We start from the raw sequence: 24,698 nt of genomic DNA on the forward strand, positions 1-24,698 counted from the left end.
CAGGAAACCGAAGCAAACCGCAGCGTGTCCGAAAAGGAACGCATCGAGCGTGAAGCACAGAAGACCAGGGATGCGGCGGATACCCAGTTTGCCGTCGATCAGTTGGCCAAGGGCCTGGATCGTCTTGCCGAAGGTGACGTTGCTTACCGCATCGATACGCCGTTCGTTACCCATCTCGACACACTGCGCAACAACTTCAACGGTTCCGTTGCCAATCTGAATGACGCGCTGCGTGCCGTCGGCCAGAATGCCCGCGGTATCGATGCCGGTGCCAATGAAATCCGCTCTGCCGCAGACGATTTGTCCAAGCGTACTGAACAGCAGGCCGCATCTGTCGAAGAAACGGCTGCTGCTCTGGAAGAAATCACCACAACGGTGAAGGATTCCAGCAGCCGTGCCGAAGAAGTCGGCCATCTGGTTGCCAAGGCCCGTGATGGTGCAGAAAAGTCCGGGGCCGTCGTGCGCCAGGCCGTCACAGCCATGAACGAGATCGAACGCTCATCGGGCGAGATCACCAACATCATCTCCGTCATCGATGAGATTGCGTTCCAGACAAACCTTCTCGCCCTCAATGCCGGTGTCGAAGCGGCGCGTGCGGGTGAAGCGGGCAAGGGCTTTGCGGTAGTGGCACAGGAAGTGCGCGAACTGGCACAGCGCTCTGCAAAGGCTGCGAAGGAAATCAAGGCGCTGATCACGACCTCCGGTGAGCATGTGCGCTCCGGCGTCAATCTGGTCGGCGAAACCGGTCGGGCGCTCGAAGTGATCGTCACCGAGGTTCAGGAAATCAACCGCCACATCGGTGCGATCGTGGAATCGTCACGCGAACAGTCGGTTGGTCTTCAGGAAATCAACACCGCCGTCAACACGATGGACCAGGGCACGCAGCAGAATGCGGCCATGGTCGAGCAATCGACCGCCGCCAGCCACAGCCTTGCCAAGGAAGCGGCATCTCTCAACCAGCTGCTGTCGCGCTTTAATCTGGGTGATGGCGCAAGCGCCAGCCGCTCTGCCCCAGCGTCCGCACCCGTCCGCTCTGCCTCCAGCACATCAAGACCGGCACCATCTCCAGCCCGCGCATTGGGTCGCAAGATCGTCGGTGCCTTCGGTGGTGGTGGTTCGGCTGCCGCCGTTGCGCATGATAGTTGGGAGGAGTTTTGAGACGAACTCAAAGTAAATGAAAGGGGCGGCTTTTGCCGCCCCTTTTCTGGGGAAATACTAAGATTTCCTATGTCGCTTCATGCCGCATAATGGGCGCACATGACTAAATTATTTCACATACACGAGCACTAATTACGTTCCTTTTATAGATCATTTTTGATCGTAATTTATTGCTTTTTTTCAAAATAAGGACAGCTACTATCCTCTCGAACATTGAAACGGAGAGGAACATGTCCCTTCAACTTGCCGACCGCGCTCTCGCACTCAAGCCGTCTGCCAGCATCGCGGCAAAGAAAATGGTGTCCGAGCTGCACGCCGCAGGACACAAGATTATCGACTTCACTATACCGGCGTTCGTTGAGGCTGTAGCGGCCACGGGCTGCGATATCACGGCGGTTGGCGATGAGCATTGCCTACTGGGCGATGCCGATCTGCCCGATGTTCAGGGCGATTCGGTTCAGCCACTGCTGCAAGAGATATCCGAGAGGTTCGGAAAGCGTGACCACCTGCGGATGGAAATTGTCGCGTTTCTGCATTGACGCGGAGCCATCCCGATAGAATCAGGCGGGGTGCGTTCATCAATTGCCGCCAGTAGCGGCACTTAGTGCCATGCCTTTTGTTTCAAAGGGCGAACGCACGTCGAAACGCTAAAAACCTTCGGAGATATTCAGATCGATAGTTGTGGTCCTGTGAAAACCCGCTGTTGGAGCTGGCCCGAAACAACCGGGTAAGTCGATATGCAATTCTGCACATAGGACCATTCCGCACCAACTACGCACGCGCGCCCGCGTGAGGCTTTGAATTTATCAAAGGATTTCAAAAGGTGCATCACAGCGATGCAAACGCTGCCTGAGCCAACCCGACGAATTCGTCGCTTTGGTTCGCACTAGCCAAGGGCGGCGCTGTTGAGGAATGTTGAACCGGTAGCGCAGCCTGGCGGCCTGCACTTCCGTAACGGAGGTCCAGATTTAACTAAAGTTCTGAAAAACTGGGGTCGGCCCCACGGCGGGGCGGGTACGCACAAGAAAGCGTTCGCGCCATTGAATTTTCGGAAGCCGTAAAAGAGCCTCAAGCAGCACCGGGCCGTTTGAAAAACTATCAAAAGATTTCATTCGACCAGAACAAACCACGCGCCATGCAGTGCGGCGTGCGTTACCCGGGGGGATGCAGTCACCCAAGCAAGTGTTACGACTAGAACTCAATGCCATCAGCGCTCAACTCTGCAAGAAGACGCTCGCCCAATTCCTCAATGGTGTGAAAGTCAGCAAGCATCTGTGCGTGGAACAAGGCGGTTGGGGAGCCTTACGTGGCAGAGTGGACCATGAAGGGCGACAAACGCATCAGCGCTGCCAGCTCAAAGGATTCCACCAGAGATATGTCGCCGAGTAGAGTTGCCTTGTAAATCTTATCTTCCAATTCGACGTATTCAGCCGCATCGGAAGGGTCCACTGTGTGAGGCGAACCATGCTGTGGCAAATCCGAGCCATCTTCTAGGGTAACGTTTTTCTGAAACACCCATACCCACGCTGAATTGTTGCAGCACCCTGATACGTTGATGATAAAGGATTGAATGTTTGACGCAGCTTCAACAAGTGAGTTGCGCTTTGGAAGGTCGAAAACTCGCTCCACACAGTGCGCTAGACCGTCTAGTCTGCGACTAAATCCGTGCAGCGCGTATTCTTTGCCGCGTTCGGTTTCGTACCTGTGCAGAACAAACTTCTCCCTCAACGCGAGAGCTTTTGACCTTACTCCTCTTTGTCCCTTGCGCAGTTGTTGAACGGCTTCTTCCGAGAAAAACTTCCCCTTCAATCCCTTTCTCCCCTATTTGTAAGCCACTTCGGTCACTTTCTGAGATAACTCTTTCCGCCGTCATCCTTGAGACAGTATTGCCCACCTCTCGGACCAGTGCAGTATGAACCGCCGCGACAAGAGCAATCCTTGGATGACGGCGCTGCCGGTGACATGTCCGATGCCTCAGAGCCTAGCACGCCCAGGCTGCCAATTGTCGCGATGCAGGACTTCTTGCTAGCGCTGACTGATCCATCCACGCAAATGAACATCTCGCCCTGGCATCGATCAATGCCGCCCTTCTTCCCACTGCACGGATAATTGGCTGCCGCTGCCGATCCTACAGCAAGCAACGCTGCCGCCGCGATCAAAATACCCCTCATGACGCCCCTATCTTTTAGGAGCGGACAGTGTGCCATCAAAAGGTTGATGAAGACTCTTCAGCATTCACTGGACGAGCGTCAAGGGTGTTCTTGCGGTCACTACGTGCGTAGCGGGGATCAGCGACTGGCTTCCGTTCGGAGGCTTTTCCCGTTCTCACGATACTGCTCCATCCATCCCGCACCATAGCCAAACTTCAAACCTATTCGGTCATAATCGGGGAGCATCTGTCGAAAATCTGAATCCTTCCTTTGCTGACCTTTCTTTCCCGGCGCGGACAACCAGTGTTGATGAGATGTTTTGATCACGTGGGCAACAACAGTACTTGAGGCAATGAAGGAGGAGGGATTTGAGGTTAGATCAATACCGAAATCAAGGAAGACATAGAATAGCCGGTCGGACGCAATTCCCTCATGCTTTCGGCCCATATGCCAACCGCCGTCAGATCCTTTTTCAGTGCGGGTTTTGACTTGGATAGCGCACAGCCTGTCCCCGATGTCGTCTGTCACCACGATATCTGCGTTTGGGACGCCAGATGGGGCAAGAGAGCAGCAATCATTCCATGCCGTAGCAACTGGCACATAACGAAGTGCTCGCTGACAGCGCCCAGTAGAGATGTTGCTGAAACCAAATTCTCGCCTCCCAAATCGGAATGACAGTCGTATATGGGATGATGCCCGAGGAGCTATTTCACACGTTTGTGAACAGCCTTCTGCCGAGCGGATAAAGGTGGTCAGAAAGGTGGATCGAAAAGCAATAGCTCCACTTAGCCTGTTGAATTCTCAGTATTTTGACTGAAATTTTGGTGCCCCTTGCCGGAATCGAACCAGCACTCCTCGCGGAACCTGATTTTGAGTCAGGCGCGTCTACCAATTCCGCCAAAGGGGCAACTTTGGAATCTCATTCCTTGGTATGCGGCGGACTATACGAACCGACCATATAACGTCAATAGATATTTGCGAAAATCGCGATTTCACGAAACTTTGCTCAGAGCTGGCACCACCACACCGAACGAAGGATTTGCAAGCCGGATAAGACTGGATTAGAGGCATTGAGCAGCATATTTGAAAGAGCCGCATCCCGCCCGTTTTACACCTGATCAGGTGCTTTAGAATTTTCCGTCGAAAGTGAAAGACAGACCATGGCAAGTGCAACCTCCGCAGAAAAGACCCGTAGCATGGCGGCTATCGTCGTCACGGTGGGAATGATCTTTACCATTGGCTCGGCGCTCGCTTTTCAGCATATTGGCGGTTACACACCTTGCGCATTGTGCCTTCTTCAGCGCGATCCCTATTATTACGCCATACCCGTTGGCATTTTGGCGATTGCTGCAAGCCTGTTCCAACTGCCCGTCTGGTTGACGCGAACGGCCCTTGTTATCATTGGCATTGCCATGCTGATTGGTGCCGGTCTCGGTGTCTATCACTCCGGCGTGGAATGGGGCTTTTGGGCTGGCCCGACGAGCTGCGCCACCAGTGCCCCATCCATAACAACCAATGCAGGAAATCTCCTGGGCGATCTCAATGCCATCAAGGCACCATCCTGCAATGATGCGGCGTTGCGCGTTCTCGGCTTGTCGTTTGCTGGCTGGAACGTACTCGCCAGTGTAGCTCTTGCGGCAATCGCCTTTTTCGGTGCCAGCCGCAAGTCAGCATAACGACGATCAAGGCTGCAATTCGGTGTCCCAATAAAGATAATCCATCCAGCTTTCGTGCAAATAGTTGGGCGGAAATGAGCGACCGTTATTATGCAGGTCCTGCACCGTCGGCTGATAGGGTTTCTGGTGAGGGATCATCCCTGCAATCTTGGGCAACTTACTACCCTTTCTGAGATTGCAGGGTGAACATGCCGCGACAACGTTCAGCCAGGTGGTTTCTCCACCGTGGGCACGCGGTATAACGTGATCAAATGTCAGATCATCGTGTGATCCACAATATTGGCATTCGAATCTGTCACGCAGGAAGACATTAAAGCGTGTGAAGGCGGGGTTTCTGGTGGGCTGAACATAGGTCTTGAGGCTAACGACACTCGGCAACCGCATGGAAAAGCTGGGTGAACACACCGCGTGATCATATTCTGCAATGATGTTCACACGGTCAAGGAATACTGCCTTGATCGCGTCCTGCCAGGACCACAACGACAAGGGATAATAGCTCAGTGGCCGGTAGTCTGCGTTCAAAACGAGCGCGGGCAAAGCCTGTGGTGAAACGGCAATCGTCAAGGGCGTCTCCTGACCGATTCTGCATCTACATCTTGTATATTAGGTCTGTTGTTACAGGATTGTGAAGCCCATAAATGAAGCGCTGAAAGAAAGGCTAATTTCAGGCGACCGGCAAAGCATCCCGCCGCATCGTGGAGGCATAATAAGCCCAGAAAAGCCGGGCAGCGACAGACCGCCAGGGGGACCACTCAGACGCGATCCGGTCGAGTATTTTTTGTGTGGGGCGGACTTCCATTTCCAACGCATGCGCGACCGCTGCCTGTAGCGCCACATCGCCGGATGGAAAAATATCCGCATGACCACCGCAAAACATAAGATAAACCTGCGCCGTCCATGGACCGATGCCGCCAAGCGACGTCAGTTCACGAAAAGCTTGCTCCTCACCCATCGCGTCTAAGGCGTCAAAATTCAGCCTGTCCTCAATTACGGCTGTAGCAACGCCATTCAGAGTTTTCGCTTTGGCGCGTGACAGTCCGAAATTGGGTTGATCGATAGCGGTCCCAGCCAGATAATTCTGCGCCGTAACCTCACCGATCCCATCTTCCATTTTTCGCCAGATGGCATCGGCACTGGCCCTGGAGACGACCTGGGACACGATGATGTGGGCCAGACCCGCAAACCCAGGCGGACTAAGGCGCAACGGCAATGGCCCTGCTTTTTGCGCGATCGCCTTCAGCCGCGGATCGATTACGACAAGTGCCGCTAGTCCTTGATCTATATCCACAATATCTCGAATGATTTTGACCACACCACATCACCAAATGACTTCGTCTTGGCGAAGCACCGCAACCGTGGCAGAAGAAACCATGTCTTTTCTTTCAGGTCAAAAGCCGGTTTTTCGTTTTGCACCCAGCCCCAACGGGCGGCTTCATCTCGGCCATGCACTTTCTGCCATTCTCAACCACGATATGGCCAAGGATGAGGGTGGGCGTTTTCTGCTGCGTATCGAGGATATTGATGTCGTGCGCTGCACGCCGGAACTCGAGCAGAGAATTTATGAGGACCTGACATGGCTTGGCCTCTCATGGGACGAGCCCGTGCGGAGACAATCGGAGAATTTCGACGACTATCGCCAGGGACTGGAGAAATTGATTGGGATCGGACTGGCCTATCCGTCATTCATGAGCCGCAGCGAGACGAAAGCTTTCGTTAGAGACTACGAGGCGAACAGCAAGATATGGCCTCGCGATCCTGATGGCGCAGCGCTCTATCCGCCGCTCGACAAGCAAAGACCCGCGCAAGAAGTCGCAACGCTTTTGTCGTCAAACATACAGCATGCGTGGCGGCTGGATATGGATAAGGCCATTTCTCATCTCCGGCACTCGTTGGAATGGAGTGAAACCGGCAACGGCGATAACACGTTGATCAAAGCCGATCCGGCAGTCTGGGGAGACGTCATCCTGTCGCGTTCGGATGCACCTTCAAGCTACCACCTGTCGGTGGTTTTGGATGACGCTTTGCAGGGCGTGACCCATGTGGTGCGCGGAATGGATTTGTTTGTTGCGACATCCATTCACAGGCTGCTACAAACTCTGCTGGAACTGCCGGTGCCAGAATATCACCACCACCGTCTGGTGTTTGATGAGACCGGAAAAAAGCTGTCCAAAAGTATCGGTAGTACGGGTCTTTGGGCGCTGCGTGCTCAGGGCCACACGCCGTCAGATATCCGCAGCCTCCTCGGCGTCTAGCGCTTCTCTCAGGCTACCATTGTGAATGCCCGCCTTGATGACATGCCGGATGCGGTATTTCATCAGCGCGGCATTGACCTCCGCTCCCAGCATGAAGATTACGCCGACCATATAAAGAAAGACAAGAACAATCATGACCGAAGCCAGACCCGCATAGGTCGCCGCATAGTTTGCAAAGGTTGCCAGATAATAGGCGAATATTGCCGCACCAATGACCCAGAAGATCAGCGTCAGGATGATGCCCGGCAAAACATCCCATATGCGGCGACGTCCAGCGGGAAGCCATAAATGCGCGGCTGAAAGCCCCACGGCAAGAACGATGATCGTACCGTAGAGGCCGAGGTTGGAAACCGTTACCAAGATGTCCTTCAACAAAGGAAAGCGTGTTTCAGCAAAAGAAAGTGCAACCGGTACCGCAACAAGGACAATGCTGATGGCAGCGAAAGTCGTGACGGCAATGACGACGTAGAACAGGCTGAGCAGGCGCGTTACGTACCACCAGCGTGTTTCGCTGACCCTGTAGGCGCGGTTTAGCGAAATTCTCAGGGCTTCAACACCGTTTGACGCAAAGTAAGCCGCTGCAAGTACGGAAATGGTCAATAGCCCACCGCGAGGGATGGTGAGAACCTGCTGCACCTGGGCGGCAAGTGGTGCTGCAATGGCCGCAGGCCATGTGTCAAAAATAATATGAACAGCGGTTTCGGCGAACTGGTCCGCGCCCAGAAAACCCGCCAGTGCGGTTCCAAAAATCAAAAAGGGAAAAAGTGCCAGAAGGATGGAGAGCGCAACATGGCTCGCCATTGCCCAGCCGTCGTCCTCCGCAAAGTGAAAATAGGCATCCAAGGCGACTTTTCGGACAATGTCCAACGCGGCAACCATGTCACCTCCTCAATCTGCATTCATTTGTAGCCCATTGCGAGATATGGGAAGCCATTCGATGCTTGTACAGCGCATGAAACCACACACCGGTTCCACTCTAAAGAAAGAATTGTGCGCTACCGAATTCCATTCTACCTCTTTTCCATAACATGTACCGTCTTAGGAAAACATTTCATGCTCGAAAAACCGGTCATCATCATCACCGGCTGCTCCTCCGGGATCGGTGCCTATTGCGCGCAGGCGCTTCAGAAAGATGGCTGGTGGGTTTTTGCGACCGTCAGACGCGTTGAAGACAAAGCTGCGCTGGAACAGCAGGGTATGGAGACCCTGATCATGGACTATACCAAGCCTGAGACGATCGCCGCTCTTGTCGATGATGTAACAGCCAAAACCGGAGGGCGCATCGATGCACTGTTCAATAACGGCGCTTACGGCCAGCCCGGTGCCGTTGAAGATTTGCCCGTCAATGTTTTGCGCCAGCAATTCGAAACAAATGTTTTCGGCTGGCACGACCTGACCTGCCGCGTCATTCCATTTATGCGCAGGCAAGGCAGTGGCCGTATCGTCCACTGTTCATCCATCCTCGGCCTAGTCCCTTATCGTTATCGCGGTGCCTATACCGCCTCGAAATTTGCGGTCGAGGGATTGGGTATAACGCTGCGCATGGAGCTTCATGGAAGCGGCATTGACGTCAGTTTGATCGAGCCTGGCCCTATTGCTTCGAAATTTACCGCGACGGCACTTGCGCATATCAAGGGAAATATCGACCTTGAAAACTCTGCCCACGCACAGGACTATAAACGTCAACTCACCCGGCTGGATGGCAGCGGACCGGTCAACAAACATAAGCTGGGGCCAGACGCGGTCTATGCCGTGCTCAAACACGCGCTGACGGCAAAGAAGCCGAAGCCCCATTACTTGGTAACGAAGCCAGCCAAGCAAGCCGTATTGTTGAAACGGCTGATACCGTCAGGTTTGTTTTACCGATTACTGCGCAAGTTCGACTAGCGCTTCGACACTTCAATCAGCTACAACGCCACAAAGGCTACACGGCATTTCGGGAGAGTAGAGCATGTCCAGTTTTACCATGGTTCTGGCGGTCATTGTTATGGGTCTCGTCGTCCTCGTCCTGATACGCGGACTATTCAACATGCTCAAAGGGACGGATGCCAACAAATCCAACAAGCTGATGCAATTGCGACTTCTCCTGCAGGCCATTGCCATCATACTCATCATGTTGACGCTGTGGCTAACCGGCGGCGGTCGATAGGGGACGGAAATGGTCAAGCTGAACAAAATTTACACACGCACGGGCGACGACGGCACGACGGCACTCGTCTCCGGCCCGCGCCGTGTGAAGCATGATTTGCGCATCGAGAGCTTCGGAACCGTGGATGAGGCGAATTCGGCCATCGGCGTCGCACGTCTCCATACAACCGGTCTTGTTGACCTCGACGCCATGCTGTTTCGTATTCAGAACGATCTTTTCGATCTAGGAGCTGATTTGGCAACGCCTGATCTCAGCGAAGTTTTGTCCTATGAGCCGCTGAGGATCGTTGAGGCGCAGGTCTTACGGATCGAAAATGAAATCGACGCGCTGAACGGAGATTTGTCGCCGCTGAAATCCTTCGTATTGCCTGGCGGAACGCCAGCTGCCGCCTATCTTCACCTCGCCCGCACCATTTCCAGACGTGCAGAGCGCCAGATGGTGGAATTGTCGCGGATCGAAGGTGAAGTCGTCAGTCCTGCAGCTTTGAAATACATCAACCGGCTCTCCGATTTTCTGTTCGTCGCGGCTCGTTTTGCCAATGATGCGGCTGACTCAGATGCACCTGATATATTGTGGGTTCCCGGTCAGAATCGCTAGGCACAGGGCAAAGGTCATCCCCGTATGTTCATTCCCCTGCATGATGCGAATTCGCTAAAATACATCAAACTGCAATATGTCACGCTGTCGTTGATTGGCATCAACGTTCTTGTCTGGCTGGTGGCTGACTTTTTTGCCAGCGACGAGGCCGCCAATGCCGCATCCTTCGGCCTCGGTTTCATTCCCGCTGTGGTGTTCGATTACGCGCATCTCGACCACGGCCTGCAAATGGTGCCCGATGATGCAACGGTTCTGACCTACGCCTTCATGCATCTGAGCTTCTGGCATCTCGCGTCCAACATGGTTTTCCTTTGGGTCTTTGGGGACAATGTTGAAGATGCCTTCGGTCATCTACGCTTCCTGATTTTTTATCTGGCGTGCGCGGTGGCAGGTGCATTGTTTCATGGGCTAGTCGCACCGGCATCCGAAGCCCCGCTCATCGGTGCATCCGGCGCGGTTTCCGGGATCGTCGTGGCCTATCTGCTGCTTCATCCAAAAGTGCGGGTCTGGGTTCTGGTTTTCATGCGCATTCCCGTACCCTTGCCCGCCTTCATTCCGCTGGCGCTGTGGGTCGGGCAGCAGTTCTTCATGTTCCTTTTCGGCATGCAGGACCGTGTCTCCTGGGGTGCACATGTCGGCGGAATCGTGATGGGCGCTATTCTGGTGCTGTTCCTGCGCAGACGGGGTGTGCCGCTGTTTGACCGCACAATCGTTACGCCACGCGCAGTCGCTCACAGGAATCAAGGCCCACAAACGGCCGTGGTGTCGCAAACGGAACGGCCTTTCGATGGCATCCGGTAAAGATTGTTACGACGATTGATATTTACGTTCACGTTAACGTAAGATATCCGCAACATGCATGAGATGATGAGCATTGCTCCGTTGAATTTGCGGGAAAAATGCGTATCCATGTCGCAACTTGATTATCAGGAGGACCGTTCAGCGTTTCGCTTTATGGTCAGGAGTTGAAGGAAGGCTGTCGATGAAGATTCTTGTCCCGGTAAAGCGTGTGGTAGACTACAACGTCAAAATCCGCGTGAAGGCGGATGGTTCAGGTGTTGAGCTTGCCAACGTCAAGATGTCGATGAACCCGTTCGATGAAATTTCAGTCGAAGAGGCTCTTCGCCTCAAGGAAGCCGGTAAGGCGGAAGAAGTCGTCGTTGTTTCCATCGGACCCGCAAAGGCCGAAGAAACGCTTCGTACCGCGCTTGCCATGGGTGCCGACCGCGCAATCCTGATCGAAACCGATGAAGCCGTCGAGCCTCTGGCTGTCGCCAAGCTTTTGAAGGGCGTTGTAGATGCTGAAGCTCCAGGCCTCATTATCGTCGGTAAGCAGGCCATCGATGACGACAGCAACCAGACCGGCCAGATGCTGGCAGCGCTTCTGGGCTGGGGACAGGGCACGTTTGCGTCCAAGGTCGAGCCTTTTGATGGCAAGGTTGCCGTGACCCGTGAAGTCGATGGCGGTTTGCAGACCGTGGAGCTCAAGCTTCCGGCGATCGTTACCACCGACCTCCGCCTGAACGAGCCGCGCTATGCATCCCTTCCAAACATCATGAAGGCCAAGAAAAAGCCGCTCGATAAAAAGACGCCTGCCGATTTCGGCGTCGACATCGTTTCGCGCCTCAAGGTTTTGAAGACCGAGGAGCCTGCGGGTCGCAAAGCTGGCGTCAAGGTCGGCTCGGTTGCGGAATTGGTGTCGAAGCTTAAAGCTGACGGCGTCATCTAAGGAAAGCGAAAGGGAGATTATACCATGGCCATTCTTCTTCTGGCAGAACACGACAACGCAACCCTTTCCGACCAGACGGCAAAGACGCTGACGGCGGCCACGCAAATCGGTGGCGACGTGACCATTCTGGTGGCAGGTTCCGGCGCAAAGGCCGCTGCCGATGAGGCAGCCAAGCTTTCCGGCGTCTCCAAGGTCTTGCTGGCCGACGACGCATCCTACGCCAACCAGCTTGCAGAGCCGCTGGCAGCGCTGATCGTTTCGCTGAGCTCTTCTTATGACGTGATCATCGCGCCTGCCACGGCATCCGCCAAAAACGTTCTGCCGCGCGTAGCAGCGCTTCTGGATGTCGCTCAGGTATCCGAAATCATCGAGGTGATTTCCCCAGATACCTTCAAGCGTCCGATCTATGCCGGCAACGCCATCCAGACCGTTCAGGCCACAGATGCAAAGAAGGTCATCACCGTTCGTACGGCAACCTTTGCACCAGCGCAGGCTGGTGGGTCTGCGTCGGTCGAAGCAACAGCTGCGGCTGAAAACCCTGGTGTTTCATCGTTTGTGTCGGACGCCCTTGCTTCTTCAGACCGTCCTGAACTGACGTCGGCAAAGATCATCATTTCCGGTGGTCGCGCATTGGGCTCTGCCGAAAAATTCAGGGAAGTCCTGTTGCCAGTGGCCGACAAATTGGGTGCTGCCGTTGGTGCGTCCCGTGCTGCGGTTGACGCAGGTTATGCACCGAATGACTGGCAAGTCGGTCAGACCGGCAAGGTCGTTGCCCCGCAGCTTTACATCGCTGCTGGCATTTCCGGTGCCATCCAGCATCTTGCAGGCATGAAGGACTCCAAGGTTATCGTCGCCATCAACAAGGACGAAGAGGCACCGATTTTCCAGGTTGCCGATTACGGTCTGGTGGCCGACCTCTTCGAGGCATTGCCAGAGCTCGAAAAGGCGCTCTGATCATATCAATTTGAAGGCGGCGCGTTTTTCCAACGCGCCGCCTTTCGTTTTCCGATAAGATGCACACCATATTGCAGCCGCAGGGCGCACAGACCAATTCCACAGGAGAGACATCATGGCCGTTCCGATCAAGACTATCGGTATTATTGGAGCCGGACAGATGGGCTGTGGCATCGCGCATGTTTCGGCGCTGGCGGGCTACAAGGTTCACATCTACGATCTGGCCAAGGATCGCATCGAAGCGGGCCTTGCCACCATCAACGGCAATCTTGCCCGTCAGGTCAGCAATGGCAAGATGCTGGATGAGGACCGAAAAAAAGCGCTTTCCCTGATTGCCGGCTCCTCCGACGTCAACGACCTTGCGGCGATGGATTTGGTGATCGAAGCCGCGACCGAACATGAAGAAACCAAGCGCAAGATCTATGCCCAGGTTTGCCCGGTGCTAAAACCCGAAGCGCTTTTGGCCACCAACACGTCTTCGCTGTCGATCACCCGCCTCGCTTCAGCTACGGACCGTCCGGAGCAATTTATGGGTATTCACTTCATGAACCCCGTACCCGCCATGAAACTGGTGGAACTGGTGCGCGGCATTGCCACCGGTGAGCAGACCTTCGAAAGCGCCAAGCAATATGTCCGCTCACTGGACAAAGCGATTACGGTTGCGGAAGATTTCCCCGCCTTTATCGTCAACCGTATCCTGTTACCGATGATCAACGAAGCGATCTACACGCTTTACGAAGGCGTCGGCTCCGTCGAAGCCATCGACACAGCCATGAAGTTGGGCGCGAACCACCCGATGGGACCGCTGCAATTGGCGGATTTCATCGGTCTCGATACCTGTTTGTCGATCATGCAGGTGCTGCATGACGGTCTGGCAGACAGCAAATATCGACCCTGCCCGCTTCTGGTTAAATATGTCGAAGCCGGTTGGCTCGGCCGCAAATCCGGTCGTGGCTTTTACGATTACCGTGGCGAAACACCCGTTCCGACACGGTAAATCATTCGGTGCTATTTTGATTTCGCAAAGGCCACCAGCGCCTTTGCATCATTGCTGTCCCATGCGGCAGGCCCGTTCATCGAGGCAAGCAGACAGCCCCGATCATCAATCAGCAGTGTTGCGGGTAGGCCGAATGCGAGGCCTTCCTTTTTCAATGCGTTGAACACACCCATGGAACTGTCGCGATAAAGCTTGAGTGAATCGATGCCGTATTCGCTCATGAAGGTTTTCGGCTTCTCATCATCACCGGTATCGATGTTGACAGTGACGACCTCAAAGTTATTGGCTCCTGCTTCCTTTTCGAGAGCGTTGAGTGCAGGCATTTCTTCACGACATGGCACGCACCATGTTGCCCAGAGATTGAGAAGAACCGCTTTTCCTTTCAGGTCATCTTGCGTCATCGCCGCCCCATCCGGTCCCTTGAAGGATAGCGGGACAACTCGCGGACGCTCGCTTGCCGACATGGCCGCGACTTGCCCCTTCAACAGCGGCTTCAGGGAAGCGATGCGCTTTGCCGCACCCTCACATAAACCAGCCTGGGCTGCGACTTCCCCTTGAACCTGACCTTCAGACCCAATAAGCCTGAACATCACCACACCCGCGCCGCAGACAATGCCGGCGACGGCGGCAATTGCAACAAGTCTGGCGGAAGGAAGCCTGAGCGGCTTTTTATCGGTCATTGAATACTCCAGGGCAGGCGAAATATGGCTGACGGCATCGAACAGAAATCTTCCAACCAGATGTGGGGCGGACGTTTCGCTTCCGGTCCCTCCGCCATCATGGAAGAGATAAATGCCTCCATCGGCTTCGACAAGAAGCTTTATGCGCAGGATATCCGCGGCTCAATAGCGCATGCCACCATGCTGGCTGCAAAAGCCATTATTTCTGAAGAAGATAAAGAAAAGATCATTCACGGCCTGAACACGATCCTGTCAGAGATCGAGGCGGGAAGCTTCGTGTTTTCGCGCAAGCTCGAAGACATTCACATGAATATCGAGGCACGTCTCGCCGACCTCATCGGCCCGGCAGCTGGACGTCTCCACACGGCCCGTTCGCGTAACGACCAGGTCGCGCTCGATTTTCGCCTTTGGGTGAAGGAAGAACTTCAGAAAACCGAGGCCATGCTGACGGGTCTGATCATGGCATTTCTCGACCGTGCCGAAGAACATGCCGACACCGTCATGCCAGGCTTCACCCATTTGCAGACGGCGCAGCCTGTCACCTTCGGCCACCACTGCATGGCCTATGTGGAAATGATCGGTCGTGACCGCGCCCGCGTTCGCCACGCCATCGAACATATGGATGAAAGCCCGATTGGTGCCGCAGCCCTCGCGGGCACCGGCTACCCTATTGACCGCCATATGACCGCAAAGGCACTGGGCTTCCGCGAGCCGACCCGCAATTCCATCGATACGGTCTCCGACCGCGATTTTGCGCTGGAATTCCTGTCGATCGCATCCATCTGCGCCACACATCTTTCGCGTCTGGCCGAAGAAATCGTCATCTGGTCGACCCCGCAATTCGGCTTCATCCGTCTTTCTGATGCGTTCTCGACCGGTTCCTCCATCATGCCGCAGAAGAAAAACCCGGATGCGGCAGAGCTGGTGCGTGCCAAGACAGGCCGCATCAACGGTTCGCTGATTGCTCTTCTCACCATCATGAAGGGTCTGCCGCTCGCCTATTCCAAGGACATGCAGGAAGACAAGGAACAGGTGTTCGATTCCGCCGAAAGCCTGGAACTTGCCATCGCCGCCATGACGGGCATGGTCCGCGACCTGGAAGTCCGCGTCGACAAGATGCGCGCCGCCGCCGGGTCCGGTTATTCCACGGCCACCGATCTGGCCGATTGGTTGGTACGCGAGGCAGGTCTACCCTTCCGCGATGCCCACCACGCGACCGGCCATGCCGTTGCCATGGCCGAAAAGAAAGGCTGCGATCTGGCTGACCTTTCGCTGGAAGAGTTGCAGTCGATTAATCCAGCGATTACCGCAGGCATTTTCGACGTCCTGTCCGTCGAAGCGTCTGTTGCCAGCCGCACCAGCTTCGGCGGGACGGCACCGTCAGAAGTGCGGAAGCAGATCGCCTGGTGGCGAACAAAGAACTGATCAATCTACCGTTACGTCAGCATCAAAAGAAACAGGGTGCACAAGCGCCCTGTTTTTCGTTATCAGGAATGCAGAGATTTCCTTTGGACAGGCCCATGCTTTCAAAAACCTTGCGCACTTTCATCGTTCCAGTCGGCATTACGCTTGCTGTCGGCCTTGCTCTTTCAGGCTGTGGCCGCAAAGGCGACATCGATCCACCGAGCACGCCCAAGGAGCAGCGCAACACCCGCTCCACCCATAACAAGGTGCAGCCCACGCCTGAACGGCCATTTATTCTCGATAAACTCCTTTAAGGTTTAGCGACGTGAACCATTTTCACTATATCGACGGCGTGCTTCACGCCGAAAATGTTCCTGTGCCTGAAATCGCCAAGGCCGTTGGAACGCCGTTCTACGTCTATTCCACGGCGACGCTCGAGCGCCATTACAAAGTCTTCTCGGAAGCCTTTGCCGATGTAGACGCCATGGTCTGTTATGCAATGAAGGCAAATTCAAATCAGGCTGTTCTGAAAACCCTGGCAAAGCTGGGCGCTGGTATTGATGTGGTCTCCGGTGGCGAGTTGCGGCGTGCGCTGGCAGCTGGCGTTCCGGCAAGTCGCATCATGTTCTCAGGCGTTGGCAAAACCGTTGCCGAAATGGATTTCGCGCTTGAGGCCGGCATCTACTGCTTCAACATCGAATCCGAACCGGAGCTGGAGGTATTGAACCTGCGGGCGGTCAAGGCCGGCAAAAAGGCGCATGTCTCCTTCCGCATCAATCCTGATGTTGACGCTGGAACTCACGCAAAGATTTCAACGGGCAAGAAAGAAAACAAGTTCGGCATTCCCTATGAGCGCGCGCGTGCGGTCTACACCTATGCGGCGACCCTGCCTGGCATTCAGGTCAGCGGCATTGATATGCATATCGGTAGCCAGATTACGGAATTGCAGCCGTTCGAATCGGCGTTCCGTCTGCTGCGGACACTTGTTGAAGCGCTTCGCGGCGATGGTCACACGATCAGCCACGTGGATATCGGCGGCGGTCTTGGCATTCCATATCGCGAAGACAACAACCCACCACCTTTGCCGGATGCCTACGCTTATATCGTCAAGAATGAGCTGAAGAGCCTGGATTGCAAGATTATCACGGAGCCTGGCCGCTTGCTCGTCGGCAACGCTGGCATTCTCGTGACTGAGGTCATCTACGTGAAGGACGGCGGCGAAAAGACCTTCGTTATTGTCGATGGCGCGATGAACGACCTCATCCGCCCGACGCTCTATGAGGCCTATCACGGCATTCGTCCGGTTGTTCAGCCTGCGGCAGATGCCCCGCGCATCAAGGCCGATATCGTCGGCCCCGTCTGCGAAACAGGCGATTACCTGGCACTCGACCGCGAAATGGCGGCCCCCGAACCTGGCGACCTCATCGCCGTCAGTTCCGCCGGTGCCTATGGCGCGGTGCAGGCCGGAACTTACAATTCGCGCCTGCTAGTGCCCGAAGTTCTGGTCAAGGGCAGCGAGTTTCATGTCGTCCGTCCTCGCGGGACTTATGAGGAATTGATTGCTCTCGACTCCGTTCCGGCCTGGCTTGAGTGATCACAATTGAGCGAATAGGCCTGAAAAACAGGGGTTAGCGCTCAGTTCCCCTCGTCTTCGCCATAAAGAGTGTTATCTTCACTCTCGTTGCACGGATTTGTTTCGCCGTTCCAGAATGGCGAAATCGGGTGGCCAGAACCGGGAGAACGGATTGATGACCACATCGAAACAAGGCGGAAAAGGCGCTTTCGAAAACAGGCCTGAACTTGCGCGGCGCGTGACGTCCAAGCGCTTTATCGCAAAGCTTGTCATCGTTGCAGAACGTTTGGCACCCAAAACTCTTGTGCCTCTTTCTATCGCCGCCCTGTTTATCGTGCTGGGCTGGTTCGGCCTCTACCGGCAGATGCCGGATATCTTGCGCTGGGCCGTCGTCTTCGTCCTTATCTTTGCTTTCATCACTTCGCTTCTACCGATTTTGCGCCTGAAATGGCCGACGAAGGACGAGGCTTCGCGCCTGTTGGAAGAGCGCAATGGCCTGCCCCACCAGCCCGTTGGCGTGCAGGAGGACGAACCCGCCTTCGAGACCCCATTCGCTCGCGCCCTTTGGAAAGAGCACCAGTTGCGCATGGCGCAGCGGATTGCAGCGCTGGACGCAGGACTTCCCCAGCCTGACATCGCTCGCCACGACCAGGTGGCACTGCGCGCCGTTCCAGCACTCATTCTCGTTGCCGCCTTCGGCTTCTCGTTTTCGAATGGTGCTGGTGATATTGCCGATGCATTTCGCAACCGACCAGAGGCTGGACCAGCCAATCCCGATATCCGTCTGGATGCGTGGGTGACACCACCTTCCTATACCGGACGCGCACCGATTTTTCTGACAGGCAACAATGCAGCCGCAACTGACGCGGTTTCCTTGCCCCAGGCCTCCAAATTGACGATCCGCATGACCGGCGGCGATGGTGACGAGACCGTCACCTTCGAGCCCGAAGTGGGCGGAGATATCAAGACGCTCGCGCCGGAAAGCGCTGACAAGCCCAACGGGCAGACTGTTGCGACAACAGAGCCGCAAGCGACGGAAGCACCACGCGCACCTAGAACCTTCACCATGGAGGTATCTGAAAGCGGGATGGTAGAAGCCAATGGCCAGCATTGGCAGTTCAACGTCATCCCGGACAAGGCCCCGACCATCGCGTTCGAAAATCTGCCCCGCCGTGCCGTGAATGGCGCGTTGGAAATCGGCTTCACCGCCAAGGATGACTACGGAATTCGCGAAGCCCATGCCGTGATCGAGCCAGTCGGCCTCGCAGCTGGCGCAACGCCTCTTTATCCACCACCAGAATTCAAACTGGATTTGCCGCGCCAGAACCCGCGCGACATGAAGGGGGTGACCAGCCGCAACTTGACTGAACATCCGATGGCAGGCAAAAAGGTTCGCATCACGCTGGTCGCGACCGATGGCATGGGTCAAACGGGCCGCAGTCCTTCGCAAGAGATGATCCTGCCCGGTCGAAATTTCTCTGAGCCACTCGCCGCCTCGATTGTCGAACAGCGGCAGATTTTTTCGCTCGACACACGGCAGATGCCGAAAGCCATCGCTTTCAATGAAGCGGTTGGCATGCGCCCTGACGAGACCATTCCCAACACCACCCATTATCTGCTGCTGCAATCTGCGCAGACACGTATGAAGCTGGCCTACAACGAAGAGATGTTGAAAAACACCTCGGACTATTTGTGGGAAGTGGCGCTTGGTATTGAAGACGGCGATCTGTCGCAGGCGGAACAACGGCTTCGCGATGCACAGAAAGCGCTGTCTGAAGCCATCGATCGCAAGGCAGGCGATGAAGAAATCGCCAAGCTGATGCAGGAGCTTCGCGAGGCGATGAAGGAGTTCATGAGTGAACTTGCCGAGCGCATGAAGAACGCGCCGCAGGCCAACATGAACCAGCAGGCGCAAAATGTGCTGCGCCAGCGCGATCTGGAAAACATGATGAACCAGATCGAAAACCTGGCCCGCTCCGGCAACCGTGATGCAGCCCAGGAAATGCTCTCTCAGATGCAGCGCATGATGAACAACCTTCAGGCCGGTCGTCCACAGCGCGGACAGCAGGGTCAGCAGCAACAGCAAAACAGCCAGTTGCGCCAGCAGATCGACAAGCTAGGCGAGATCATGCAGCAGCAGCAGAAGCTGATGGACGAAACTTTCAAACTGGATCAGGCCCTCCGCGACCGTACGCAGCGCGGCGACCAGCCCCAGGGCGAAGAAGGCGGCGATCCGCAAATGGGTGAAAACGGGGAGCAACCACCCGGCCAACAGGGTCAGCAACAACAGGGCCAGAACCCGACCGACCAGATGACCGCCGAGCAGCTTCGTGAAGCGTTGAAAAACCTTCGCCAGCAGCAGGATGGACTCGGCAAGCAACTGGGCGAATTGCAAAAGGGTCTGCGTGACCTCGGCATGGAACCCGGCCAGAATTTTGGCAAAGCCGAGCAGGAAATGAAGGGTGCCGGTCAAGCGCTGGGCGATAGCCAAGGCGAACAGGCCGTTCAGGGTCAAGGTAATGCGCTGAACGCGCTCCGCCAGGGCGCTCAGGATATGATGGGCCAGATCATGCAGGCTATGCGTCAACAGGGTCAGCAACCGGGTCAAGGACAAGAAGGCATGATGGGTCAAGGCGGCCAGAACGGGCGTGATCCACTCGGTCGCCCCCGTGAAAGCAATGGCCCGGACTTCGGTGACAATCAGGTTCGCGTTCCCGACGAAATCGATGTCCAGCGCGCCCGTGAAATTCTGGAAGCCATTCGCGAGAAGCTGGGTAACAATCCACCCGGCGAAGTCGAGCGCCGCTATCTGGAGCGTCTTCTGGACATTCAGTAGTCGCATCCAGCCAACAAAAAGGGCGGTCAAGCCGCCCTTACGTCATTCTATTTGAGACGTCTCAAGCCGGAACAGCGGCCAAGGCGCGGGCAACCGCTTTGCGGATGTCGGGAAGCGCAAAAGGCTTCGGGATCACGTCGATGATTTTTTCCATCAGGTCATCAGCACGCTCGCGCTGCTCGGCATAACCCGTCATCAGGAGAATCTTCAGGTTCGGAAATTGTGAAGCCGCGCGGTGCGCCAGCTCGATGCCATCCATCACAGGCATGCGGATGTCCGAAAGCAGAAGGTCGAACTTGCCTTCGCTGAGTTTCTCGAACCCTTGCTCGCCATCGGCAGCCTCATAGGTCTCGTGTCCGTCCAGACGCAACGCGCGCGCAACAAAGGTCCGCAATGCATCTTCGTCTTCAGTAATTAGTATTTTTGCCATTTTCCATCGCTCCTGGTATTCATTCCAGCGAGCTCAAACTCGGTCATTTCCCTTTGCAAGAGGTAAATGAAAGCGACCATCTCAGTGGCATGGTTAACAATCCATGCTTGTATCGGCCACCAAGCGTTGCAAAATGAGACGGTACGCCTACTCGGCGTCGCCGGTCACCACGCCAACAAATGGCAGTTCACGGAAAGCATAGGCCACGTCCATGCCGTATCCAACCACGAAGTAATCAGGGCACTCAAAGCCAACATAGTCAGCCTCGAGTTTTTCCTTGCGCTTGACCTTCTTGTCCAGCAGCACAGCAATAGAGACGTTACGCGCGCCACGCTCGTAGAGAAGCTCTTTAGCGAAAAGAAGTGTGCGGCCGGATTCGAGAATGTCGTCGATCAACAGCACATCACGGTCTTTCACGTCGCTGTCGATATCCTTCACGATGCGCACGCCCTGCGAAACCATGCCGGTTCCATAGCTGGAAAGCGTAATGAACTCGACTTCAGGTGCCAGTCCGCTGTCGTGGAGGGCGCGGATCAGGTCGGCCGCGAAAATGAACGAGCCCTTGAGAACAGCGATGACCAGAAGGTCATTCGTCGGTCCGCTGGCGATGCGCTTGGCCAAATCGCGATTGCGCTCAGCAATTTGTTCGGCTGTGTAAAGCGGCTCGATATTTTTTCCACGGACGACGGGCATGTCTTCTCCTGCGTTTTAATCCCGCGTGACCTATCACATGACGCGGTCAATCGGAACGGAAAGAAGGGCGTCGGGTAGCACAGTCAGCGTTCGGAAACACCTGTTTTGGCGAAAGAAAGCTTGATTTCGGGTGTTTTTCCACCGGGATGGCGAAACTTCGCGGAAAACCCCTGGCTTGACCCGCGATCAATCTCTGATACGGGCGGCTCGATGACCATGCTGGCGACCTTCTCGCCATCGGCAGCGAATAAATCGGCGCGAATGGCCGGTATCTTCTGCACTCTGTCACTTTTGTTTTCAACGATGCCGTTGATAACCAGCACCTCCATCCCACCTGCATCCTGTGGGACGAAGCTGAGGTGCGAAATGACCAAAGGGTCTATGGGAGCCACCACGGCTGCCTTTTCGATTGGCATCATGGTGAAGCCGCCCGACAACAGGAAAACGCTGACGACGGCCGCGGCAACGATTGCGGAGTAGCCATCGATCGAAAGGCCTGACAGTTTTTTGTCGATCCAGTTGATGAAAGATCGCAGCGCACTGAACGCCGATACCGCTTTTGGTGCCGCCTGTTGATAATCGGTTCGTCGATTGTCGTTTCCATAGTCACGGAAGGAGGTTTCCTTTATCGTGACAAACTCGGCATCTACGATGTCTGGATCGTGACGCGTTCGCCATGTCTGACGTAGCGGCGTTTCTGGCATCAAAAGGTCCAAGTCGAGTGTCGCATTCCGGCGAGATGAACGGAACATACCCATGAAGTTCCCTCGGTCAGGTCTTCGGCCCGATAAAAACTGGGCATTGAATGAAATCCTGCCTAGTCGTAAATTTAATTGGTTAATGCTTTGCAAAGATCGTTCATTGAGTCGCCCATACGCGCCATGCAGCGTGTGAAAGGCACCATAACGATGCAAATCTCTCGCCACGGAAGCAAAAGACTGGAAGTTCGTTGATCCATTTTGAAAATGTCGGGTTGCGGTACGGCATGGGCCCGGAAATTTTGCGGGACATGACCTTCGATATTCCAAAAGGGTCGTTCCAGTTTCTGACCGGCCCGTCAGGTGCCGGCAAAACGACGCTGCTGCGCTTGCTATTGATGTCGCTACAGCCGACACGCGGGCATATCCGCATGTTCAGCCGGGATGTTGCGCGGATTCCTCGCAGTGAACTGCCACTGCTGCGCCGTCGCGTCGGTATCGTTTTTCAGGACTTTCGCCTTCTGGATCATCTCACCACCTATGAGAACGTGGCACTGCCGCTGCGCGTGCGGGGCAAAGAGGAAAGTGCCTATCGCAACGATGTGATCGAGCTTTTGAAATGGGTGGGGCTGGGCGAGCGAATGAACGTACTGCCGCCCATCCTATCCGGCGGGGAAAAGCAGCGCGCGGCAATCGCTCGCGCTTTGATGGACCAGCCGGAAATTCTGCTGGCCGATGAGCCAACCGGCAATGTCGATCCACCTATGGCTAAACGTCTGCTCAACCTGTTTCTGGAGCTTAACCGCCTCGGCACCGCCGTCGTTATCGCCACTCACGATTTCGCGCTGATGGATCAGGTCAATGCGCGCAGAATGATCCTGACGGAAGGGCGGCTCGACGTCTATGAATGAGATGAACCGCAAACCGTTGAAACCAGAGCAGAAGCAGGCACCCAAACAGCCGCAGATGCGCATACGCCCCATGGCACCCATTCTGCCGCCATCCAATATCCAGGGCAACGCGCTGATCGTGGTCATTGCGATCATGGCATTTCTTGCCTGCCTGACGTTGGGCGCTGTCAGCATGGTGCGTGCAACAGCCTCCACGTGGCAGAGCCAGATTTCGCGCGAAATCACCATTCAGATCAAGCCGGACGAGGGGCTCGACATGAATGCGACACTGAACAAGGCCCGAAATCTGGCATTAAGCTTCGTTGGTACGCGCGAAGGCACGATCATGGATGAGGCGGCAACCAGTCGTCTGCTGGAGCCATGGCTCGGCTCCGGTCTCGATTTGTCGGAGCTTCCCGTGCCTCGCCTCGTCATCATCACCATCGATGAGAGCAATCCGCCGGATTTCGAAGCGATGCGAACCATGCTGAGGGCGGAGATTCCGCAAGCCTTTCTGGATGACCACCGCACCTGGGTGGACCGCCTCGTATCCATGGCCCATACCACTGTCATGATCGGCATCGGCGTCCTCGTCTTGGTGTTCAGCGCGATGGTTCTAACGGTAGTATTTGCCACACGCGGCGCGCTTTCCGGCAACCGCCATATCGTTGAGGTGCTGCACTTCGTCGGTGCCGAAAGCAGCTTCGTCGCGAGAGAGTTTCAAAAACACTTTCTGAAAATCAGCCTCAAAGGTTCGGGCTTTGGCAGCGCGCTCGCAGCTGGCGTCTTTCTTGCCGCAGGCTTCTGGCAGTCCCGGTCCTTGGCGACGCCGCAAAGCGACCAGGCCAGCGCTCTTTTCGGCACGTTTGCCGTCGGTGTTGAAGGTTATTTGGGAATTTTCGCGACCATGATGGTCATCGCGCTTTTGACTACGATCACCGCCAGACTGACCGTTATCCGCACCATTGACGACATAGATCGCGTGCGCTCTGACCCGTCCAAGAGCGAGGGTGTTTGAGAGCATGAAACTGCCCGTTCCTTGCCTTAATCCGAGCTTATCGATAATTGATGGTAATGAGTCGCACAGACCCGGATGACCACCCAACACCAACGTCGCGAAGCAGCTGGCTTTCGCGGCGCGGTCGCCTGCGCCGATTTGTGCGCGTCATCATCCTCATGTTTGTCGTGGTCATGGGCGCTGTTTTCGGCGGGTTTCTCTGGTTTGCCGACTCGGTCGCCTCGATGCGACCGCCCTCGTCAACCAAGGCCGATGCCATCATTGTTCTGACGGGCGGGTATCTTCGGATCGACCAGGCCGTTGGCCTGTTGCGCGACGGGGTGGGCAAGCGACTGCTGATTTCGGGGGTCAATCCGTCCACCACCCGCACGCAGATTCGAAAAATGACGCAAAGCTCGCCCGACCTCTTCGCATGCTGCGTGGATATGGGATATCAGGCGGTCGATACCATCGGCAACGCGAACGAGGCGGCAAAGTGGATCACGGATCGTGGCTATGCATCCGTGGTCGTGGTCACCAACAATTATCACATGCACCGCAGCCTCTATGAGTTGCGCAACACCAGCCCGAATACGAATTTCATAGCATATCCGGTCATCAATTCGGATTTGGCCCGCACCAATTGGTTCAAGAACCCGGATGTCGTTCGCACGATGATCTCCGAATATATCAAATTCGTTGCAGCCGCGGCTCTTGATCTGACCGGACTGGGCAAGGGCGATGGCCTTCGAAACGGTACAACTGCGATCTGAGTATGCCCGGCCTTCGGCCTATGATGGGCCTTGCTGAAACACCCCGTTTTCGTGTAGGCGTT

At 55.5% G+C, this 24,698-nt stretch carries 27 protein-coding genes and 1 tRNA gene; 18 read left to right on the forward strand and 10 right to left on the reverse strand.

The genetic code is table 11. The annotated features are described in order from the left end of the window. A partial coding sequence (locus tag DSM25558_RS04900) for a methyl-accepting chemotaxis protein (protein WP_244554116.1) occupies positions 1-1,158 on the forward strand: 1,158 nt, incomplete at its 5' end. A 230-nt stretch (positions 1,159-1,388) separates the two neighbouring features. Beyond that, complete coding sequence (locus DSM25558_RS04905) at positions 1,389-1,697, forward strand: hypothetical protein (protein WP_244554117.1); 309 nt, start codon at positions 1,389-1,391, stop codon at positions 1,695-1,697. A 763-nt stretch (positions 1,698-2,460) separates the two neighbouring features. Here the strand turns inward: DSM25558_RS04905 and DSM25558_RS04910 are convergent. From DSM25558_RS04910 to DSM25558_RS04925, 3 genes are all read right to left on the reverse strand, one after another. Beyond that, positions 2,461-2,967: a hypothetical protein gene (locus DSM25558_RS04910; RefSeq protein WP_077102370.1), complete on the reverse strand. Its 507-nt coding sequence runs from the start codon at positions 2,965-2,967 to the stop codon at positions 2,461-2,463. Positions 2,968-3,446: 479 nt separating this feature from the next. Continuing rightward, a complete protein-coding gene (locus DSM25558_RS04920; RefSeq protein ID WP_244554118.1) occupies positions 3,447-3,836 on the reverse strand; it encodes a hypothetical protein in 390 nt (129 codons plus the stop codon). A 294-nt stretch (positions 3,837-4,130) separates the two neighbouring features. Further along, a tRNA-Leu gene (locus DSM25558_RS04925) sits at positions 4,131-4,215 on the reverse strand. A gap of 253 nt (positions 4,216-4,468) precedes the next feature. Here DSM25558_RS04925 and DSM25558_RS04930 point away from each other — a divergent pair. Further along, positions 4,469-4,984: a disulfide bond formation protein B gene (locus DSM25558_RS04930; protein WP_077102372.1), complete on the forward strand. Its 516-nt coding sequence runs from the start codon at positions 4,469-4,471 to the stop codon at positions 4,982-4,984. A gap of 6 nt (positions 4,985-4,990) precedes the next feature. Here DSM25558_RS04930 and DSM25558_RS04935 read toward each other — a convergent pair whose 3' ends face one another. Beyond that, the gene (locus DSM25558_RS04935; protein ID WP_077102374.1) at positions 4,991-5,548 is read right to left on the reverse strand and encodes an HNH endonuclease; all 558 of its coding nucleotides are present in this window, start codon (positions 5,546-5,548) and stop codon (positions 4,991-4,993) included. A 100-nt stretch (positions 5,549-5,648) separates the two neighbouring features. Beyond that, positions 5,649-6,272, reverse strand: a complete 624-nt coding sequence (locus tag DSM25558_RS04940; RefSeq protein WP_244554119.1) for a DNA-3-methyladenine glycosylase family protein — start codon at positions 6,270-6,272, stop codon at positions 5,649-5,651. 82 nt (positions 6,273-6,354) lie between these two features. Here DSM25558_RS04940 and gluQRS point away from each other — a divergent pair, with 82 nt between their 5' ends. After that, positions 6,355-7,236, forward strand: coding sequence for a tRNA glutamyl-Q(34) synthetase GluQRS (gene gluQRS / locus DSM25558_RS04945; RefSeq protein WP_077102801.1), 882 nt, complete (start codon positions 6,355-6,357; stop codon positions 7,234-7,236). On the opposite strand, the gene DSM25558_RS04950 is transcribed toward gluQRS, so the two are convergent. After that, a complete protein-coding gene (locus DSM25558_RS04950; RefSeq protein ID WP_077102378.1) occupies positions 7,207-8,115 on the reverse strand; it encodes a YihY/virulence factor BrkB family protein in 909 nt (302 codons plus the stop codon). The two genes, gluQRS and DSM25558_RS04950, sit on opposite strands and share 30 nt — an antisense overlap. A gap of 174 nt (positions 8,116-8,289) precedes the next feature. Between DSM25558_RS04950 and DSM25558_RS04955 the strand changes: the two genes are divergently transcribed. The 7 genes from DSM25558_RS04955 to DSM25558_RS04985 all read left to right on the forward strand — a co-directional run bounded on the left by DSM25558_RS04955 (position 8,290) and on the right by DSM25558_RS04985 (position 13,662). Then, positions 8,290-9,123 (forward strand): SDR family oxidoreductase, encoded by an 834-nt coding sequence (locus DSM25558_RS04955; protein WP_077102380.1) that lies wholly within the window; start codon positions 8,290-8,292, stop codon positions 9,121-9,123. A 64-nt stretch (positions 9,124-9,187) separates the two neighbouring features. Further along, entirely contained in the window at positions 9,188-9,385 is a 198-nt protein-coding gene (locus tag DSM25558_RS04960) for a twin transmembrane helix small protein (RefSeq protein ID WP_077102382.1), read from the forward strand. 9 nt (positions 9,386-9,394) lie between these two features. Then, positions 9,395-9,982 (forward strand): cob(I)yrinic acid a,c-diamide adenosyltransferase, encoded by a 588-nt coding sequence (locus DSM25558_RS04965; RefSeq protein ID WP_077102384.1) that lies wholly within the window; start codon positions 9,395-9,397, stop codon positions 9,980-9,982. 24 nt (positions 9,983-10,006) lie between these two features. Then, positions 10,007-10,783: a rhomboid family intramembrane serine protease gene (locus tag DSM25558_RS04970; RefSeq protein ID WP_077102386.1), complete on the forward strand. Its 777-nt coding sequence runs from the start codon at positions 10,007-10,009 to the stop codon at positions 10,781-10,783. A 181-nt stretch (positions 10,784-10,964) separates the two neighbouring features. Further along, the gene (locus tag DSM25558_RS04975) at positions 10,965-11,711 is read left to right on the forward strand and encodes an electron transfer flavoprotein subunit beta/FixA family protein (protein ID WP_077102388.1); all 747 of its coding nucleotides are present in this window, start codon (positions 10,965-10,967) and stop codon (positions 11,709-11,711) included. Between the two features lie 24 nt (positions 11,712-11,735). Beyond that, a complete protein-coding gene (locus DSM25558_RS04980) occupies positions 11,736-12,665 on the forward strand; it encodes an electron transfer flavoprotein subunit alpha/FixB family protein (protein WP_077102390.1) in 930 nt (309 codons plus the stop codon). A gap of 115 nt (positions 12,666-12,780) precedes the next feature. Next, positions 12,781-13,662 (forward strand): 3-hydroxybutyryl-CoA dehydrogenase, encoded by an 882-nt coding sequence (locus tag DSM25558_RS04985; RefSeq protein ID WP_077102392.1) that lies wholly within the window; start codon positions 12,781-12,783, stop codon positions 13,660-13,662. Positions 13,663-13,673: 11 nt separating this feature from the next. Here the strand turns inward: DSM25558_RS04985 and DSM25558_RS04990 are convergent, their stop codons facing one another. Then, the gene (locus tag DSM25558_RS04990; RefSeq protein ID WP_077102394.1) at positions 13,674-14,342 is read right to left on the reverse strand and encodes a thiol:disulfide interchange protein TlpA; all 669 of its coding nucleotides are present in this window, start codon (positions 14,340-14,342) and stop codon (positions 13,674-13,676) included. Positions 14,343-14,366: 24 nt separating this feature from the next. Between DSM25558_RS04990 and argH the strand changes: the two genes are divergently transcribed. The 4 genes from argH to DSM25558_RS05010 all read left to right on the forward strand — a co-directional run bounded on the left by argH (position 14,367) and on the right by DSM25558_RS05010 (position 20,155). Next, positions 14,367-15,767: an argininosuccinate lyase gene (gene argH, locus DSM25558_RS04995; RefSeq protein WP_077102396.1), complete on the forward strand. Its 1,401-nt coding sequence runs from the start codon at positions 14,367-14,369 to the stop codon at positions 15,765-15,767. Between the two features lie 95 nt (positions 15,768-15,862). Continuing rightward, complete coding sequence (locus tag DSM25558_RS05000; RefSeq protein WP_077102398.1) at positions 15,863-16,060, forward strand: LPS translocon maturation chaperone LptM; 198 nt, start codon at positions 15,863-15,865, stop codon at positions 16,058-16,060. A gap of 11 nt (positions 16,061-16,071) precedes the next feature. Continuing rightward, a complete protein-coding gene (lysA, locus tag DSM25558_RS05005) occupies positions 16,072-17,340 on the forward strand; it encodes a diaminopimelate decarboxylase (RefSeq protein ID WP_077102401.1) in 1,269 nt (422 codons plus the stop codon). A 154-nt stretch (positions 17,341-17,494) separates the two neighbouring features. Further along, positions 17,495-20,155: a TIGR02302 family protein gene (locus DSM25558_RS05010; RefSeq protein WP_077102403.1), complete on the forward strand. Its 2,661-nt coding sequence runs from the start codon at positions 17,495-17,497 to the stop codon at positions 20,153-20,155. A 61-nt stretch (positions 20,156-20,216) separates the two neighbouring features. On the opposite strand, the gene DSM25558_RS05015 is transcribed toward DSM25558_RS05010, so the two are convergent. The 3 genes from DSM25558_RS05015 to DSM25558_RS05025 form a co-directional block, all read right to left on the reverse strand. Further along, positions 20,217-20,585, reverse strand: coding sequence for a response regulator (locus DSM25558_RS05015; protein WP_045232360.1), 369 nt, complete (start codon positions 20,583-20,585; stop codon positions 20,217-20,219). Between the two features lie 147 nt (positions 20,586-20,732). Beyond that, positions 20,733-21,278, reverse strand: coding sequence for a hypoxanthine phosphoribosyltransferase (hpt, locus tag DSM25558_RS05020; protein ID WP_077102405.1), 546 nt, complete (start codon positions 21,276-21,278; stop codon positions 20,733-20,735). 83 nt (positions 21,279-21,361) lie between these two features. Then, a complete protein-coding gene (locus DSM25558_RS05025) occupies positions 21,362-22,030 on the reverse strand; it encodes a DUF3426 domain-containing protein (RefSeq protein ID WP_077102407.1) in 669 nt (222 codons plus the stop codon). Between the two features lie 197 nt (positions 22,031-22,227). On the opposite strand from DSM25558_RS05025, the gene ftsE reads away from it, so the two are divergent. The 3 genes from ftsE to DSM25558_RS05040 are packed head-to-tail and all read left to right on the forward strand — an operon-like array spanning position 22,228 to position 24,636. After that, positions 22,228-22,887 (forward strand): cell division ATP-binding protein FtsE, encoded by a 660-nt coding sequence (gene ftsE, locus DSM25558_RS05030; protein WP_077102409.1) that lies wholly within the window; start codon positions 22,228-22,230, stop codon positions 22,885-22,887. Next, a complete protein-coding gene (locus tag DSM25558_RS05035) occupies positions 22,880-23,884 on the forward strand; it encodes a cell division protein FtsX (RefSeq protein ID WP_077102411.1) in 1,005 nt (334 codons plus the stop codon). The genes ftsE and DSM25558_RS05035 overlap by 8 nt, the downstream gene beginning before the upstream one ends. A gap of 50 nt (positions 23,885-23,934) precedes the next feature. Beyond that, entirely contained in the window at positions 23,935-24,636 is a 702-nt protein-coding gene (locus tag DSM25558_RS05040; protein WP_077102413.1) for a YdcF family protein, read from the forward strand. Positions 24,637-24,698: the final 62 nt, after the last annotated feature.

The sequence above is a fragment of the Agrobacterium sp. DSM 25558 genome, assembly GCF_900100825.1.
In the GTDB taxonomy this organism is placed as follows: domain Bacteria; phylum Pseudomonadota; class Alphaproteobacteria; order Rhizobiales; family Rhizobiaceae; genus Agrobacterium.

Excerpts from the sequence above, each read along its gene's own strand:
- DSM25558_RS04905 (WP_244554117.1), top strand. The coding sequence starts at position 1,389 with ATGTCCCTTCAACTTGCCGACCGCGCTCTCGCACTCAAGCCGTCTGCC.
- argH (WP_077102396.1), top strand. The coding sequence starts at position 14,367 with ATGGCTGACGGCATCGAACAGAAATCTTCCAACCAGATGTGGGGCGGA.
- DSM25558_RS04930 (WP_077102372.1), top strand. The coding sequence starts at position 4,469 with ATGGCAAGTGCAACCTCCGCAGAAAAGACCCGTAGCATGGCGGCTATC.
- gluQRS (WP_077102801.1), top strand. The coding sequence starts at position 6,355 with ATGTCTTTTCTTTCAGGTCAAAAGCCGGTTTTTCGTTTTGCACCCAGC.
- DSM25558_RS05010 (WP_077102403.1), top strand. The coding sequence starts at position 17,495 with ATGACCACATCGAAACAAGGCGGAAAAGGCGCTTTCGAAAACAGGCCT.
- DSM25558_RS05040 (WP_077102413.1), top strand. The coding sequence starts at position 23,935 with ATGGTAATGAGTCGCACAGACCCGGATGACCACCCAACACCAACGTCG.
- DSM25558_RS05035 (WP_077102411.1), top strand. The coding sequence starts at position 22,880 with ATGAATGAGATGAACCGCAAACCGTTGAAACCAGAGCAGAAGCAGGCA.
- DSM25558_RS04955 (WP_077102380.1), top strand. The coding sequence starts at position 8,290 with ATGCTCGAAAAACCGGTCATCATCATCACCGGCTGCTCCTCCGGGATC.
- DSM25558_RS05025 (WP_077102407.1), bottom strand. The coding sequence starts at position 22,030 with ATGTTCCGTTCATCTCGCCGGAATGCGACACTCGACTTGGACCTTTTG.
- DSM25558_RS05015 (WP_045232360.1), bottom strand. The coding sequence starts at position 20,585 with ATGGCAAAAATACTAATTACTGAAGACGAAGATGCATTGCGGACCTTT.
- DSM25558_RS04990 (WP_077102394.1), bottom strand. The coding sequence starts at position 14,342 with ATGACCGATAAAAAGCCGCTCAGGCTTCCTTCCGCCAGACTTGTTGCA.
- DSM25558_RS04970 (WP_077102386.1), top strand. The coding sequence starts at position 10,007 with ATGTTCATTCCCCTGCATGATGCGAATTCGCTAAAATACATCAAACTG.
- DSM25558_RS04960 (WP_077102382.1), top strand. The coding sequence starts at position 9,188 with ATGTCCAGTTTTACCATGGTTCTGGCGGTCATTGTTATGGGTCTCGTC.
- DSM25558_RS04975 (WP_077102388.1), top strand. The coding sequence starts at position 10,965 with ATGAAGATTCTTGTCCCGGTAAAGCGTGTGGTAGACTACAACGTCAAA.
- DSM25558_RS04980 (WP_077102390.1), top strand. The coding sequence starts at position 11,736 with ATGGCCATTCTTCTTCTGGCAGAACACGACAACGCAACCCTTTCCGAC.
- hpt (WP_077102405.1), bottom strand. The coding sequence starts at position 21,278 with ATGCCCGTCGTCCGTGGAAAAAATATCGAGCCGCTTTACACAGCCGAA.
- DSM25558_RS04965 (WP_077102384.1), top strand. The coding sequence starts at position 9,395 with ATGGTCAAGCTGAACAAAATTTACACACGCACGGGCGACGACGGCACG.
- DSM25558_RS04985 (WP_077102392.1), top strand. The coding sequence starts at position 12,781 with ATGGCCGTTCCGATCAAGACTATCGGTATTATTGGAGCCGGACAGATG.
- DSM25558_RS04950 (WP_077102378.1), bottom strand. The coding sequence starts at position 8,115 with ATGGTTGCCGCGTTGGACATTGTCCGAAAAGTCGCCTTGGATGCCTAT.
- DSM25558_RS05000 (WP_077102398.1), top strand. The coding sequence starts at position 15,863 with ATGCTTTCAAAAACCTTGCGCACTTTCATCGTTCCAGTCGGCATTACG.